The organism is Ruegeria sp. BG11 (assembly GCF_056538565.1).
Map to the genome: position 1 here is coordinate 1 of NZ_JBQFTH010000006.1, position 16965 is coordinate 16965.

9 protein-coding genes, 1 tRNA gene and 1 pseudogene are annotated in these 16965 nt (G+C 53.2%); 2 read left to right on the forward strand and 9 right to left on the reverse strand.

The window, feature by feature from the left end; all coding sequences use genetic code 11:
* A pseudogene (locus ACR0JF_RS10935) lies at positions 1 to 554 on the reverse strand (recombinase family protein); the annotation flags it as partial.
* A gap of 770 nt (positions 555 to 1324) precedes the next feature.
* Here ACR0JF_RS10935 and ACR0JF_RS10940 point away from each other — a divergent pair.
* Positions 1325 to 1414, forward strand: a tRNA-Ser gene (locus tag ACR0JF_RS10940).
* Between the two features lie 1302 nt (positions 1415 to 2716).
* Positions 2717 to 3286, forward strand: coding sequence for a tyrosine-type recombinase/integrase (locus ACR0JF_RS10945; protein WP_480669270.1), 570 nt, complete (start codon positions 2717 to 2719; stop codon positions 3284 to 3286).
* Between the two features lie 468 nt (positions 3287 to 3754).
* On the opposite strand, the gene ACR0JF_RS10950 is transcribed toward ACR0JF_RS10945, so the two are convergent.
* The 8 genes from ACR0JF_RS10950 to ACR0JF_RS10985 form a co-directional block, all read right to left on the reverse strand.
* Positions 3755 to 5701, reverse strand: coding sequence for a DUF3604 domain-containing protein (locus ACR0JF_RS10950; RefSeq protein WP_480669272.1), 1947 nt, complete (start codon positions 5699 to 5701; stop codon positions 3755 to 3757).
* A 1185-nt stretch (positions 5702 to 6886) separates the two neighbouring features.
* Entirely contained in the window at positions 6887 to 8224 is a 1338-nt protein-coding gene (locus ACR0JF_RS10955; protein ID WP_170661295.1) for an adenylate/guanylate cyclase domain-containing protein, read from the reverse strand.
* 302 nt (positions 8225 to 8526) lie between these two features.
* Entirely contained in the window at positions 8527 to 10137 is a 1611-nt protein-coding gene (locus tag ACR0JF_RS10960) for an FAD-dependent oxidoreductase (protein WP_170661294.1), read from the reverse strand.
* Between the two features lie 165 nt (positions 10138 to 10302).
* A complete protein-coding gene (locus ACR0JF_RS10965; protein WP_170661293.1) occupies positions 10303 to 13446 on the reverse strand; it encodes an efflux RND transporter permease subunit in 3144 nt (1047 codons plus the stop codon).
* Position 13447: 1 nt separating this feature from the next.
* A complete protein-coding gene (locus ACR0JF_RS10970; RefSeq protein ID WP_480669274.1) occupies positions 13448 to 14575 on the reverse strand; it encodes an efflux RND transporter periplasmic adaptor subunit in 1128 nt (375 codons plus the stop codon).
* A gap of 427 nt (positions 14576 to 15002) precedes the next feature.
* Positions 15003 to 15617, reverse strand: a complete 615-nt coding sequence (locus ACR0JF_RS10975) for a transmembrane anchor protein (protein ID WP_170661292.1) — start codon at positions 15615 to 15617, stop codon at positions 15003 to 15005.
* Between the two features lie 12 nt (positions 15618 to 15629).
* Positions 15630 to 16346, reverse strand: coding sequence for a HupE/UreJ family protein (locus tag ACR0JF_RS10980; RefSeq protein ID WP_170661291.1), 717 nt, complete (start codon positions 16344 to 16346; stop codon positions 15630 to 15632).
* A gap of 60 nt (positions 16347 to 16406) precedes the next feature.
* Positions 16407 to 16760 (reverse strand): hypothetical protein, encoded by a 354-nt coding sequence (locus ACR0JF_RS10985; protein WP_170661290.1) that lies wholly within the window; start codon positions 16758 to 16760, stop codon positions 16407 to 16409.
* Positions 16761 to 16965: the final 205 nt, after the last annotated feature.

The window sequence follows — 16965 nt, forward strand, 5'->3', positions numbered from 1 at the left end:
GCAAGCAAACCTGCCAGTTCCCCAACAAGTTCAATCGCATACGTCCCATCGTCAGAGACCAATCGAATCTCAGACAGCAACCCGCAAATGATGGATGTCGCTTCACCCTGTGAAGAGGGATCGCGCAGCGCCGTGGTCAAATTGGTGACCTGTTCTCGGTAGAGATCGGACAGACCGGGGTGCAGCAAAACTGGCAGTTTATCCAACGCAGAATTGATGATGTCTTGGAGTTCGGATTTGCCTGCTTCTAACGCTGTCAGCCTTTCCTTCATGCTGGGGTGGAACATGTCGTCGCTGATCGCGTCGACGGTTTGTGCGATCGTACGCTCGAGCTGCGCCAGATCACGTGTCGCGTTAATCCTCTCATGCCAAATGGACCCGGCAAGACGGTTGTATTCCTCTTGATAGGCGTTGGTGAATTCCGCGATCAGATCGGGGTGCAGCAATTGCTCTTTTAGGTCGGGGAAGACGCAAGCGTCGAGGTCCACGCGTTTGATTGTTAACCGGTTGAAGCCGCTTGTGCTTGAGAAGGCAGCGCACGGTCTCGAAATCACCGGGACGCTCTTCCAGATACAGCTTCGAAGCGATGTGCCGAAACAGATGCGGATGAACCTTCAACCCGGTCTCACGAAAGATGCGACGGGTTAGATCACCGTCAAAGTTCGTGCGCGACCGGGACTTTCCGTCACTACTGTGGGTAAACAGAGCCCGTCCACATGTCTGCGACACACACGGTCGGAACTGCATGATATACCGGCGCAAGAGTTTGGAGTTGCGGGCGTTAAGCTTGACCTCAATCGGCTCGCCATTCTTGACTTCAATCCCTTCGATACGAATGGAATAATAGGTGTGCTTGCCCGAGCGGGAGGGGATCAAATATTCGTCCAAGTCAAGGTCCGCGAGGTTTTTGACGCACATGGGATAGCTCAAGAGGGTGGCCAGTGCTGCCGCGTGCTTCGCCGCCAGAGCGCAGTGACGACGGGTTCGTTTGTCATCCGCCAGTGACATCAGGGAATCCGGTATGGGCCCTCTGGTGCGGCAACGCCGCAGAAAACTTGACTATTCTGGCAGCATGGTGTGGCCGTCGACTGATCGAAAGTCTTTGAACCGAGGCCACATGCACCGTCTACGCTGAACAACTTAGATTCTGTTGTCGTTTCATCATTATCGTGAACTGTACCGCGCAGTTTGAACGGGCCGGTGCCCGTCGTCAAAAAGCGCTATTTCGCGCAACTTCAATAGTTTCGCGTGGGTCTGCAAAAAATTCCAATCCCTGACGAAATGACCTTGTACTTCCGCTGCTTGCACGGATATACCCATGGGCGGAGACGTGGCCGAGTGGTCGAAGGCGCTCCCCTGCTAAGGGAGTAAACCAGGAATGGTTTCGAGGGTTCGAATCCCTTCGTCTCCGCCATAAAGCTTTTATTTAATTGATAATATTTTTACGCCGCACTGCCGAAAATTAGATCTCTCAGTCGACCGGCTTGTTCGATTTTCACTTTTATTTCAAAGGTAGGTCTACGGAAGAGCCTATCATAGCATGAAACTGGCACAGAATCAGGCGTCAAATGCTCGTGGTAAATTTGTTTTCATGCCACGTTGCACTTGCAGAAGGATCATCGTGAACTAACGTGAATTCTATACTCTTGCGCTTTCCTTACTAATGCGGATCAGCGTCATTAACGCCGTCCGTCAACTCTCTTATTGCATCTAAAGGCTGCATCATCATCTCGATCGAATTCTGTACGATCCAACTCGGGTTAAGAAAGTCGGTCCACATTCCAGCCATCATATTATCACCAACAAAGAAACAAGGCTCTTCGAATTCATCTAAGAGTTCCGGAAACTCAGTTAGACACTGAATGGTGTTCTCATCGGCTTTCAGCTTCAGTTCAAATCCATCGAATGCCAGCTTTTATTCAAACTTTCCCGTTTCGAGAATAGTCACGATAGCTACCTCTCCATAGACAAATTTAGCAAAATTCTCGGTGTGTTTGTTGGACAACGCGTAGGGGTAGTAGCATCGCCAAAGCATATTGAACTTTTTTCGATTGACGAATTTGCAAAGTGATTGTTCGCCGTCGACACCTTACATTAGTCTGTTGATATCCGGATCATCGCCTGCAAAGATACCGACTCTCAGGCACTCGTCTACATCAATTACAACGGTGCCCTTGGGTGCTACATTATGTATCGCCGCCTCAAGTTCTTCAGAATAAGACTTAAGAGGCAGAGTTGTCTCAATGCGAAGTGTAGTTACTGGGTAACCACGAAACTCTGAAGCCTGAACTGTTTCAAGAAACTCCGCCAATGTTGCAAGTTTCTTCTTTCGAAGTCTCGCACGTTTATCTTTTGTTTATAATGACTTTACTTCAATTGGTACGGGATCGTCCGCACCCAAGAGACAAACATCTCCATATCTAACTACATTGGTTAGATTGCAAAGTACCGCAGGTATGCCTGCTTTGACAGCTTGCTCCAAAACACCGATTTCTACTGCAAGTCAAGTTTGACCTCATAGAAACCCTCCACCTTGTTTGGGGCTGCCATTTTCAACATTGAAAAAGTTTTGCTTGATAGGGCACCTATCAAGATAATGGAAGGTTATTTTTTATGGTATTTTCATGGCTGCGCTCTACGGGAAGCTGACAAAGAAGCTGGTAGAGAATCCGGGCCCGGGTCGGTATGGCGACGGTTCCGTTCGGGCGAGAACCCGGTGACCGCGATCCGCGAACTCAAGGTGCTGCCTTCTGTCAAAGCCAAGGTGCAGCACCATGACGCACCGCCGTGGCAGGAAGTACCCGCGCGCTTTGCCGAGCTACAGATCCGTTCAGCCATGGCAGCCAAGGCGCTGCAATTCACCATCCTGACCGCTTGCCGGACCTCAGAGGTGCTGGAGATGAAATGGCCAGAGGTCGATTTCGATGCGCGACTTTGGACCACACCTGCGGAGCTCATTAAAGGCGGGCAGGTCCATCGCGTGCCTCTCAACGACGAAAAGCTGGCCATTCTGGAGCCTCTGCGTGCGCTGGCCACTGACTATGTATTTGAGGGGCAAAAGCGGCACCAGCCGTTGTCGAACATATCCATGCTGATGCCGCTGCGCCGGATGCGGCAGGATGGCGTTACCATGAATGGCTTCCGCAGATCGTTTCGGGATTGGGCGGCAGAGGCGGCGAACGCGCCGCGCCGACTGGCAGAGGCGGTTTTTTGGCCCAACACGTTGGGTCCGATGTGGAGCGGGCTTATGCGCGGTGGGATTTGTTGGAAAGGCGGCGAGAATTGAAGTTGGGTTGGTCTTACTTTTTGCTCGTTTGCGGAGCAACAATTGACGAGGAAAGATAGTGTTTTCGCCCGAATGCTATGCGCCCAGATATACGGCAAAGCCGAAGTCTACTTGCAAGAGGTGCCGCGCGCCTATTGTTCGAGGCTGGAGTGTTTGTCGCGTGCATGGTGACAGAGGTGGGCATGTTACTAGGCCAGGTCACCCTTCATGGCAGCATGGAGAGAGATCACGAAGCGCCGAGCTGACGCGCAAAGCGATCCGCGAACTGATCCGTGCTGTCAAGGAACTACAGAAGTTAATCAGCGGCCTCAGCGCCGATCAGTACCAAGGCATAGCAGTCATTGGACAGAATCGTTTCGATGGCCGCTGCGAGCCCTAAGTGGACGTTCGCACAAACCGACTAGTCCAATGCTGCAGCGACAGGAACTGCCGAGATTTAACAGAAGCGACGCAGGGACTAGTTACACTTCAGCCGTTGGGAGTATACCAAATTGGCGAAGTGTAAGCACGTTCCTGCGTTGACGTAGGCACCTCGGCAGGCACCTCGTCTCCAAACCGAACGGCGTCGTAAATTGTCCACCTCGGAGTGGGGATCTCTAGGACACGGGCATAGTAGAAAGCCCTAACTGAAGGATCGAACTCAGGATCCGTCCAAACACTGATCAGCTCTGGAGATCCTATCGAATTGGTAAACGTGCCCGTTGCAACATCCACGGTGTTCCCAACCGTTGGCAGCTTGCCGTCCGCATCAAGTATTCGGTCTCCCGACCAAGCCACGTCATAGACCCGCTCTTCAGTTTCGCCATTGGCATTTAACCAACCTTTCACAATCTGAACACGGTCGAGATTGCCAGAAAACGGATCTTTAAGCGCTGCAACCAGAAATGTTGGAGCGTCCGCGCCTTCTGTTGCGTCTGCGAGGTCCCCTCCCATCGGAACGCCTTTTTCATATCCTATTTCGGCGGGCAAACGAGACCTTGCATCAGCTTCGGTAAAGTCCCAGCCACCAAAGAAGCGAACTGCAATTCGACTGCCAGTCGTCCCATAGACTTCCTTCCGTTCTATTGCGTCGAAAATTGCTTCGCGTGTGTTATCTTCTGCCCAGACTGCGGCGTAGCCAGACGCTGCCATTTCCCATCCAAGAATTCTTGTCGTATCGAACTCACCAACGACGTGCTGCCAACGACCGGGCTCCGGTTCGACGCCAGAGTGTTTGCCAAAGAAATTGTCTTCTTCCGCCGTTGCCAAAGCGGTATGGCTGTCCGTCGAACCTACCACTCCGAATTTGTATGGATTTGTGCCGAGTTGAGCCTCAAGCTTCAGTCCGTTCTTCAGAGCCTCTCGGGCATACTCGTACTGGAGCATCCAGTCTTCTTTAGGAGTTGGTCCGAGGTTGGATTTATCCCAAGTCTCATAGTCTGCGAACTCATCGTTTGGGCTTAAAAACGGATGCGTTTCTCCGTCACCTTTGATTTGGGTGATCTCATACATCGGCTCCCACTTGGCACGCCGCTCTGCGTAATCTGCTGTCAAAGGCTCACCCGTTTCAGGGTTTGTCTCGACCGGAAACATCAGGCCGTTAGAGACGTTGCCGTTGTGTGCAAGGGCCAGTACACGGCCGCCAGTCTCCTGTTCATATGTTTCCATCCAGTCCCACAACCGTTCCGGATTAAAGGTTTCTGCGGTTGTGAAGGGCAGCATTTGCCGAGCGCGAATGGCATCATCCCGGTAGATCACATTGCGGTGGAGGTTGTTGCCAGCTTCGGTGGACGTCCATTCGTATCCAATGAACGCAGTGAATGTGCCAGGGGCATTGTGATGATCCGCAGTTTGCGTGAACTCGTCCCAAATAGATTGTACAAACCTGCGGTCTGAAACAGCCTCTGGCAGAGCATCCCCGGTAATGCCAGCAAAGGTTTCAATCACTTCCATGGTTGCACCCAGAGCAACGTCGCCGCCGGCATTAAGGCGTTCGTTCCAGTCTCGAAGCGTTGGGTCACGCATAAGCGTAGAGTTCCCCGCCACGATCTCATTCATAGCCCCCATGGCATCAGAGTGATCGGATACGACAAGCCAGTCGAGCGGACGTGACAGCTTCACACGAAGGCCATGCGATGTGGTGACCTCCTCACCACGTGCAAACCTATAGGCATCGTCTGGGTTCAGAATGACGCCAAATCCGCGCGCATCGAGCGAGTTTGACGTGTGCAGGTGAGTGTCACCCCAAAGCGGGCGTGTCGGAAAATCTCGACCTGCATATGGCGAAAAATCAGTCGGCGCTGGTTCACGCATATCATCAACTGATATGGTCATCTCTCCAACTTGCCCGCCTTGTGCGGCGTCTTGAGCATTTGAAGTGCCTGCTATGAACGCTGCGGAAACTATTGCTGTCGATGTCTTAAGAAAAATCTTCATTTGAACCTCCCAGCCGAGCTGAATTCTAGTCTATGGCAACATCTGACCCGGCTGTTCGTCAAGGAAAACAAAGGTTTTTCTTGGGTGGGCTCAAAAGACCCCGGATGAGGTTCGACTAGTCCCGGGCTGCAGCTTCGCCCATAACTTTGACGCTCAGATGCGGTGAAAAGCACCCCTGCGAGTGGACGTTCTTGACGACTGGTGACTTGGCTCGCAAGTCATGAAACCGAGACCTTGATCGGAGGCTTGCCGTAAAGAGGTTGTCGCGAACACCCCTATTGTCCTTATACCTTTTTATTTGCCTCGGTCGTTTCAGCTCAAGATAAGCCCAACATCATATTCATATTTCAAGATAATTTTTGCTGGTGCGAACCTAGGCTCATGGAGACGGCATAATCCGTGTCGCGGCGACCCCCATGATTGACGCTCTCGCTGCGGAAGGATTACGACACACGAACTTCAACGTGGAAAGCCAGTGCACGCCGTCACGGTCAGCGACCATGACAGGACGTTGCGGTCAAGCATAAGGTCCCACTAGGAAGCGGCGTTTACGGTCTAACTTAGTTGGAAATCACGATGGCCGAGATGCTGAAGGTGGTAGGCTACAACACAGCCATGTACGGCAAATGGCACCTTGGATAGACCAAAGGACGTTATCCAACGAATCAAGGATTCGACGAATTTTAAGCAGTTGAGACCACGGACGTTACAGTCTGGCGCACGCTTTCGGGATTTGCTGAAGCCGAAATGGAAGAGCCTGTTGTTTTGCGAGTGTTGCAGGCTAGCCAATAACCAAAGCGCGGGACTACAATCTGGACTATCGCGGCGAGATCGATGGCGACCTGACGAAAAAGGCTATCGACTTTATCGAAGCGAAGAGTGCCGAAGACGCTCCGTTTTTCATCTATCCTGCGAATACGCAGACCTACTATCCAAACATCGCATCCGAGGAGTTTGATGGTGCTACTGGAAGCGGCGTTGGGCCGATATTTTACTTCATACAAACACTTAGATTAGCCGAATAGATGATGCGCTTGAGGCCGCTGGTGTTTCCGGCGGCACGGTGGTGATCTTTACGCGTGCGGAACTTGAATTGAATCGAGTTTAGCCGAAGAACTCCGCAAGGAAACGCAATTGCATAGTTTTCTTGTTTCCATTCATTTCAGGTAGATTTCTCGGCATCAATCACGGTTTGTCAGTACCAAATACGGCGACAGGTTCGGCCAGACCATCGATCTCAACCGAACCAAAGCTCATTAGCCGATCAATCCCTAATAGAGCGTCATTGGTTGCGGCATCCAAAAGCATCGCCGCGCCGAGCGATTTGCATTTGGCCTCTAACCTAGAGGCAAGATTTACAGGATCTCCGTACACCGTGAACGACTGGCGGGTGTCGGACCCAATCGTGCCTGTGACTAGCTCTCCGCTTGCGACGCCAATCCGAATAGAAAGCCCGTGCCTGGCGGCGGTCGCGTGCAAGGCTTCTGCAGTTCTTAGCGCCGCATCCGCTGGCGTCTCGACTTTGACTGGTGCGTTGAATGTGACAAGAAATCCGTCGCCAAGATAGGAAATCACAATCCCATTTTCGGCTGAAACATCCTCAGTCGCGTTTGTGAGAAAGAGATCCAGACGTTTGATCACTTCATCCGGAGAATGCTGTGAGGAAAATCTTGTGAACTCAGCAATATCCATCACGAGCACCGTACCAAATGATTTCTGAGGTCTCAGCGGAGCATTGTCGTCAATGAGCTTCTTCGCGATTTGTTCCGGCAGGTATTTGCCAAGAAGGTCCGAGACATGTTGTCTTTTTGCGCGTTCGCGACCGCGCTCCAGATCAGCTTCAACTTGCGCAAAGAAGACCGCTCGGCTTCTGAATACAGCAATTGCTAAAATGCACGTCGCAAATAGCAGCATCCCGGTTTCTTCGATACGATTGCCGCGACCGATGAAATCAATGGAAAGAAACACAGCCTCATAGGTTTCGCGGGTGGCCATCGTTGACATATCTGCCCATGACAGCGTCCTCTCCATCGGCAACGTGACCCAAATGAATGCCGCCCACCATCCAACTACGCAAAGGCCTCCAGTCCAGAGCACAAGACGCCAGGAAAGGCTGAGGCACGACAAAGCCACTATTGGAAAGAGGTAGTATATTCCATAGGCGCGGAACGCGATGATCTGCGGCACGTCGTCGGCCCTGCTGATGGGGACGAGCGCAAAAAGCGAACAGATCGCCAATGAATCCAGTGCGTAAACGGCATATTTGATCCATGCCCTGTCATAGCTGGTGCCAATCAACACGAGATGGGCGACGCCAATTGCAGTAAACGCGAACAATGCGAAAGTCGTGACTTGGCGCGCACTGAACTCAGGAAACAACAATGTCGAACCCAAATACCAGAAAAATGCTGCAGCGGTAATGAAGGTGCGACAGGCAATCGCCAAGCGTAGTCCGCGCTGCTCTGCCTTTGTGAGTCTTCTTTCGGCCTCCATTGCGAGTTTTCGCGCGTCGATGTCGGTCAAATCTGGCTCCGCCGAATAGGAATTAAGTCAAACACTGCCGTCGCAGGTCGCAAGGGCTTCTGCTTCTAGTTTGCACAATATACAAAGTGTATCGTGACTGACATTCATACCTTCCTGACCAACGAGCAAAAAAAACGCGAATGAAGCGCACACTTTTTTGACCCAAGCTTCTCTGAGGACCAAAATAGCCTAGCATTAAAGGCCTGACTGGAGACCGCGTCGACAAAGGAAAAACTCTGTCTGGTTGTAGCTGGGCAAGCCTAGGCACGACAGCGAAGTAGCTCTTACGCGGATAAAAGCATTCAGTTTTGCAGGTATTCCCAAGCTTGGGATATGACAACTGACCCTTCGCCCACCGCAGAGGCAACGCGCTTGACCGACCCTGCGCGCACATCGCCAACGGCAAAAATCCCGGGACAAGACGTTGCGAAAGATGATCCGGCATTGGCCTCGTTGCCCGTGACCACGAAGCCGCGTGAGTCCAGCTGGCAGCTTTGCGACAGCCATTCGGTGTTGGGTGCAGCCCCAACCATTACAAAAGCGGCGCTGCAATCGAGTGGCCAGTCCGATCCGTCACGCTCGATGATAACCTTGGACATGGATTTGCCCCCAAGAAGTGTCTTTAGCTGGGACTTGTAGTGGATGGTGACCGCCGGGTCCGCCTCTAACCTTGACAGCAGGTAATCGGACATCGATGCAGCCAGGCTGTCTCCTCGCACCAATACGTGGACATGTTTTGCGGATCGCGACAGATACATCGCCGCCTGCCCCGCGGAGTTTCCGCCCCCAACGACGACGACTTCTGCGCCCTTGCAATAGCGCGCTTCCATTTCAGTCGCGGCATAGTAGATGCCTAAACCCTCAAAGTCCTTCAGCCTGTCCAGCGGCAGCTGTCTGTATTGGACTCCCGTGGCGACTACGACCGAACGTGCCCTTAGCTTTTGCCCATCATCCAGCGTTACACAAAACACGCCATCAGATTGCCGTTGCAATTGAGTGGCCCGTTTTGGGCGAACAAATCGGGTGCCAAACTTCATGGCTTGGACTTCGCCTCGCCATACAAGGTCTGCACCCGAGATGCCTGTCGGAAAGCCCATGTAATTCTCGATCCGGCTAGATGTCCCAGCCTGTCCCCCAACTGCGAGGTCCTCCACAACAATCGCAGACAGCCCTTCCGCACCAGCGTAGACCGCAGCCGCGACCCCGGCCGGACCACCTCCAACAATCAAAACATCTATGACCTCTCGACAATCGTAAGACTGTTCGAGCCCGAGCAATCGGGCGACCTTGGCTGGGGTCGGGTTGTCAACCACCAGGCTGTCACCAAAGATAACCGCCGGCTGATGGCCTGTCAGGTGACAGGACTGCGCGACCTCACATGCGCCCTCAGAACCTAGGTCCATCGTTTGGAACGGGATCTTGTTTCGGATAGCAAACTCTTCGATTTGACGGATGTTGCGATCCAGGTCAGCGCCAATCAGTTTCAGAGAGCTGTCGTTGTCTTCGATTTGACGTCGGCGACGTGCGGAAAAGACAGTGATGACGATATCTGACATCTCTGGAATGCGCGACATTGCGTCCAGCATCTTCTCGCGCGGCACGGAGATAACGTGCGTGTCCTCTCGCGCACGCATCGGCAGCGAATAGACCCCGCCGCTGAGAAACGCGATCTCCCCCAGAAACTGTGTTGGCCCAAGGGACGTAGGTAGATAAGCCTCTCGCGTTTGTGGATCAATTACCTCAACCCGACCGGTGATAATGTAGAAAAACTGGTCCATTGGATCGCCAACCTCAGCGATCATTTGGCCTGCCTCAAAACTCACTTCAGTGCCTAACGCTTTCAAGGTCTCGACATGGCTCTGATGCAAAGGCGTTCGCGTCATTTCGCGAAGATTGGCAGCAAGACTCTCCATGTGTAGTTCTCCTGACGTTCAGCGCTATTACAAGACCTAGCGGCTATTTCGAGGTTTTCACCTATTCACTTGGCACTAGGGCTGCCGCCATAGACCTACCGACGTTTTGCATGCTGCTTCCTGCGCAGCGAGCCTCGCGAAGGCATCTATCACTGCACCATTGGTCTACGTCGTGGCTTGTCGCATCGGGAATACCGTGCGCATGGCCACATAGAAAACAGGTGTGAAAAACAACCCAAGAAGAGTTACGCCAGACATGCCAAAAAACACTGCCGTTCCAAGAGCCTGTCGCATCTCTGAACCGGGGCCGACTGCAATCATCAAGGGCACAACGCCGAGTATAAACGCGAATGCGGTCATCAGTATTGGCCGCAAGCGCAATTGGCTGGCTTCGACGGCGGCATCAATAGCCGACAACCCACGTTCTTCCTGCGCTTGTTTGGCGAACTCCACGATCAGAATGGCATTCTTTGCGGCAAGCCCCACTAGAACAATCAATCCAACCTGCGTCAGAATATTGTTGTCCATACCTCGAAACATCACCCCCAGCATCGCGCCCAATACAGCCAGTGGAACGATCAAAATAATGACCAACGGAAGCGTCCAACTTTCGTAGAGCGCCGCGAGAAAAAGAAAGGCAAACAGCACCGAAAATGCAAAAATATATGCTGCCGTATTGCCCTGATTTCGTTCCTGCAAAGCAAGCTCGGTCCATTCAAAGTCCAACCCCGGCGGCATGACGGCTTCTGCGAGTGCTTCCATCTCCAGCAATGCCTGACCCGTTGACACACCGGGTGCTGGCGAGCCCTGAACCGGCACAGACACCTGTTGATTATAGCGCTGAACCAAGGCGGGCCCCGCGGTTTCGCGGACGGTAACCAAGGTACCCAACGGAACCAAAGCTCCTGTTGCGGAACGGACTCGCAGACTTCGAATATCACTCTGGTTCAGACGGAACGGCTCGTCCGCCTGCGCGCGCACCTGGAAAAGACGCCCGAAAGCATTGAAGTCGTTCACATAGGCAGACCCGAGGTTGATCGAGAGTGCTTCGAATATTTCGCCAATCGGGACATTGAGCATTTGTGCCCGAACGCGATTGATCTCAAGGTACAGCTGCGGTGATCCGGACGAAAAGGTTGTGAACACGCCCTGAACCTTGTCCGACTGGCTTGCACTGCCCATGACTGCATAGGCAGATTGCAACACGCGTGACATGTCTGCACTTTCAAGTTCCTGAAGCTGAAGCTTGAAACCGCCACCAGTGCCGACCCCGCGGACCGCCGGAGGTGCAATGGCGATGATAAAGGCTTCGCGCAGGGCCTGCATCCGGCCAAAAAGCTGGCCCACAATAGCACCTGCAGTCAGCCCGTTTTCCTGACGGCTTTCGAAGCTCTCGAAGGTGGTAAAAATAACACCTTGATTGCTTGCATTGGTAAACGTCGCCCCCGAGAAACCCGCAAATGCCACAGCATTTGTGACCCCGGGTGTTTCCAATGCTATCTCAGTCGCTTGCTTGATGATATCGTCGGTCCGGTCCAGTGCTGCACCATCTGGCAGTTGCACCACAACGATGGCGTACCCCTGGTCCATTTCAGGGATGAAACCGGTCGGTACTTTTGTCGTGATCCAATATGTTCCGCCCATCAATCCGGCAAAAACCAAAAGGACGATGCTGCGCATCCCGGTTGAACCAGACAATGCGCGCACGGTCCGACCATAAGCGGACGCCATTGCGTCAAACCCCCTGTTGAACCCGTTGCTAAGTGGGTCTGTGACAAAGGCCAGCGGATTTCGTGTTGGTGCACTGGAGTTTGGCTTCAAGATCACGGCGGCCAACGCTGGCGAAAGGCTAAGTGAATTGATGGTCGAAATAACTGTTGCGACGGAAATCGTGACAGCAAATTGCCTGTAGAATTGGCCGGTAATGCCGGGAACCAGAGCGGCTGGCACAAAGACAGCAATCAGAACCAGTGTTGTCCCGATGATCGCATTTTGGACCTCGTCCATGGTGCGGGCGGACGCATCTTTCGGAGACATGCCGTTTTTGATGTTTCGTTCAACGTTTTCGACAACAACGATGGCATCATCAACGACGATCCCGATCGCCAGAATAAGCCCGAACAGCGTTAGCAAATTCAGAGAGTATCCAAGCGCCAACATCACGGCAAATGTCCCGATAAGTGACACGGGAATGGCGATCAACGGTATTATGGCCGTTCGCCAGCTCTGAAGGAAAACAACGATCACAACAACAACCAGCAATACGGCTTCGAACAAAGTTCGATAGACCGCGTTCACCGAGGCTTCGATGAATTCTGTAGGGTTGTACACCACCTGATACTCAAGCCCGGATGGGAAATCCTGTGACAACTCTTCCACAACCGCCAAAATCTCATCCGCCGACGCCAATGCGTTCGAACCTGGTCGTTGGAAAATGCCGAGGGCCACAGCCGGTTTGTTGTTAAGGTACGAGTTTGTCACGTAGGAGCGTGCTCCGATTTCAACCCGCGCCACATCCCTAACTCGTACGACGCGCCCGTCGTCAGTCGACTTGACGATAACCCGACCAAATTGGCGTGGATCTTCCAATCGACCTTGCGTTGTGAGCGTCACTTGAAAGGCGCTGTCGGTCGCATTGGGCGGTGATCCCAAGGAACCGCCCGAAACCTGAACGTTTTGTTCGCGCAGCGCCGCGACGACATCTCCGGACGTCAATCCTAGCGAGCCAAGCCGGTCCGGGTCCAACCACACGCGCGCCGAAAACTCCCGTTCACCGAAAATAATCAGATCGCCAACACCATCAAGACGCACAAGGCGATCTCTGACACGCGAACGGGCGTAGTTGGATACATAAAGTTGGTCAAAAGTCTCATCGGGTGAGAGCATATGTATGACCATCATGAGATCGGGTGAAGACTTGTTCGTCGTGACGCCGAGCGCCCTGACCTCCTGCGGAAGGCGCGGTTCAGCGATAGAAACGCGGTTTTGGACAAGAACCTGAGCAGCGTCGAGATTGGTGCCCAGTTCAAACGTTATCGTCAGCGACATAGACCCGTCAGCCGTCGAATAGGAAGACATGTAGAGCATGCCCTCAACACCGTTTATTTCTTGCTCCAACGGGGTCGCGACCGTAGCGGCAATCGTTTCAGCGTCTGCTCCGGGGTAACTCGCCCTGACCACAATCGATGGAGGCGCGATTTCCGGGTACTGCTCAACGGGCAGTTCGAAATACGCGAGCAACCCAACGATGGTTGTCACAACCGCGACAACGATCGCAAAGATGGGTCGAGTGACAAAAAAACGCCCCATATCAGTTTTCTGCGACCAACGGCAGCTCGATCAATTCCGCAGCAACGACCGTGCCCGGACGAGCGCGAACAAGACCTTCGATGACCAGTGTCTCCGAACCATCCAAACCTTCACGCACGACCCTGTAGCCGTCTATTCTGGGGCCCGGTCGGATTTCCTTTGGAATGACATTGCCTTCTGCATCCACTGTCATCACAAGTCTTCGGTTCTGATCGGAAGCAATCGCCTCATCCGGGATCAGAATGCCCTCATATGGAAGCGATCCGGGAACGTTCACGCGTCCGAACAGACCGGGTGTCAAAAGCTCATCCGGGTTGCGCAGAACTGCGCGTACGCGCATCGTGCCAGTTTCGTCATCAATGCGGTTTTCCGAGAAATCCAATATTCCGTTTTGAGGTGGTATACTCCGGTCAGCCACTGTTACCTGAACTTGAAGATTGTCCGCTCCTTCTTGCAGAACGGATCCCCGGGCACGCGCATCCCGCGCGTATGCCAGAAAATAACGTTCATCTATATCGAAATAGAAATAAATCGGGTCGGTCGAAACGATCGATGTCAACAGGGTGTCCTGGGCTATGATCAGGTTTCCTGGATCAACCCGGGCTTGGTCGATACGCCCTGACATTGGTGCTCGGATCTCCGAGTACTCCAGATCAAGCTCGGCCAATTCCAGTGCAGCGCGCGCTTGTTCCAGAACACCTTGCGCCGCAAGAAAAGCTTCGCGACGTTGGTCCACCACGCTCTCCGCGATGTTTCCATTTCTGATCAAAGCCTCAGCGCGTTCAAGCTGATCAGTCGTAAAGGCACTTGTTGCTTCAGCAATGCTGATCTGTGCCCGGGCTTGCCTCAATGCAGTACGAAACTGACGCTGGTCGATCGTAAAGAGCAAATCGCCCTGTTCGACGAGAGTTCCGTCCTTGAAATGCACCTGGTCCAGAAAACCGGAAACCCGCGCTCGAACGTCCACGTCAGCCGCGGCGCCGAAGCGACCGACAAACTCATCATCTTCAACTATGGACTTCACAACCGGCTTTGCCACCGTCACGGGTGGAGGACCCTGCTGAGCCACAAGAGCGCCGGAGAGGGCGATCAAAATGACGGTGGCGATAGGAAAAACCCTGATGATCATGCTCATGCCCCCGGGATAGATGATAACATAAGTTCAAATTTGCCATCGAACACTTTAGGGTGTTCTAGCACAAAGGGTCTAGTTGATTTGATGTTAGTGATCATTCTGCTCCATTTCTGGACCGCTTTCAGCGAACTACGACCAATTTTTTAGCAGTGAGCGAATTGCAAGTTCGGCCTAGAGCGGACGCACATACCCGAGGCTTGAAACTGCGGTTGCTGCCCGCTTTCTGGACATTAGCTGCAAATGCAGCCTTTATAGTTGTTTGACCCACATAATAGCTGTTTGACCCACATAGCCACGCAGCTACAGTTCACTGCTACTGCTCGTTAACGGCCGCTATGTGGACGAAACGGCCGTTGACGGCAAAGCAGCGAATGACCGCATTGACGCCGCGCACCACTGTTTTGATGCGCGGCTTGCGATATTACTCGCTTTGAACAATGTCCGAGTAAGCGCCATTTAGGTTGAGTGTGACGGTTACCGCCTCATCGTCCCTATTGCGCCAGAACCAGCCGTGATCACCGGCGAAGGGGGTGTCAAAACTGCCCTCGCCTTCGGTTTGACCGCGCCCCTTCTCATAGGTCACGTTTTGGTCGCCCGCATGCGCATGGAGGTCGAAGTTGATACGACCACCTTCAGCCACCCAAGAATAGAACAGGGTCTCGCCCTCTTCCATGGTTGCCTTGATCTCGGTGAACTCACCCGGTTCGAGCGTGAACGTGATTGTATCCTGCCACGCCTCCTGAGCGTGTGCTGTACTAACGAACAGACCGAACACGTTATCCCATAGACCGGACGACTGATCAGCCCCGTGAAGCTGTTGGTCTTGTTCTGCTTCATCCGCTAGTTCCTGCTTGATTTCACCCATCTCGGTCAGGCCAAGCACGCGGCCTGCACCCGTTGGGTCGATCCCATATTCCGCAGGCAGCACAACAGCGACCAGTATCGCCACGGCGCTGACAGCCGCGATGATGGTGGACAGAAGGAGTTGGGCTGAGCTTGGTAACTCTTCGAGGCTCGGTTTCTTTGCGTTAAACATCTGTACTGTTCCTTAGGCGGCCACGAAGTAGCCAGTGAGTTGGTACCCCATCAGCACAAAGCCGATGGTCATCATGACGACATTGACAGTGTAGGCTTGTTCGAAGAACTTGGCGCTCTTGCGCCAATAGCCCATGATGATGAGGATGGCTGCAAGTGCCAGCAGTTGACCGATCTCGACGCCAACATTGAACGCGAGAAGGTTAGGCAGAAGCCCGTCTGGTGCGATCTGGTAGTCCAATATCTTCGTGGCTAAACCGGTGCCGTGAAACAGGCCGAAGATGAAAGCCGCCGCCTTGGTATTAGGCTGGAAACCGAACCACCGCTGATAGGCCCCAAGGTTGTCGAGCGCCTTGTAGACAACGGACAGCCCGATAATGGCATCCACGATGTATGAACTAATGCCCCAGCCAAACCAGACGCCTGCAAGCATCGTGATGGAATGCCCCAATGCAAAGAGGCTCACGTAGACTGCAACGTCTTTCGACCGATAGAGGAAGAAGACGACGCCGAGGAGGAACAGGATGTGGTCGTAGCCCGTGGCCATATGTTTGGCGCCGAGATACATGAAGGGGATGATGTGCACGCCCCAGATTTCTTGGATGTAGCCAGCATCGCCAGGCGTAACATCATGCGCCAATGCTGCGCTTGTCGATAGCAGCAACATGGATAGGATGAAGAACGCGAGACGCTTAGAACTGCGTCTGTCGCCCTCATTGAGGGTTCTCATGGATTAACTCCGCTTATTAGTTGGATTGATCAGTAGAGCGCGAGAGCCGCGCAGTGCCGATCAAGCGCGCGGAGGCCGGTCTATGCGGAACTGACGGGTGGGGCCGTTGACTGAAGGCAGCCGTCGCCACGCCTCTACTATATGCAATTCAGGAGCGGCGCCGGGACCACTGGAAAGAAACGCTTGGTTGTGGTCGTGATCGGCCACATCGTGGCTATGGCCGTGCATTGCCCAAAAAAGGTCTTCCTCGAACCCGTGCGAATGGCCATGATCCTCGACCATTTCCAGATGATCTTGGATCGTTTCAAAAACCACCGGTGCGTGGGTAAATGATGGGGTTACGGACCAGACGACCAATGCCAGACAAAGAACAACTAGGCCAACTCTTAGAATATGCTCGTAAGCCTGTTTCATCGCAACTGTCTGCCCGGTGATTGCAGCCTTAATGCGGCCGCCACGATTTTGTTCACTTTTACCGTAGTGTGCGCCACGTGGTCAATTCCGGACAACAGACCTTCGTGTAGACTGGGTTGACTTGGACCTTTCGCGGCATCCTAAGCGACAACTCCGCACAGCAGGCCTTCGTTCATCTTTCAGCATCGGTCCGATGGGTTCAAAG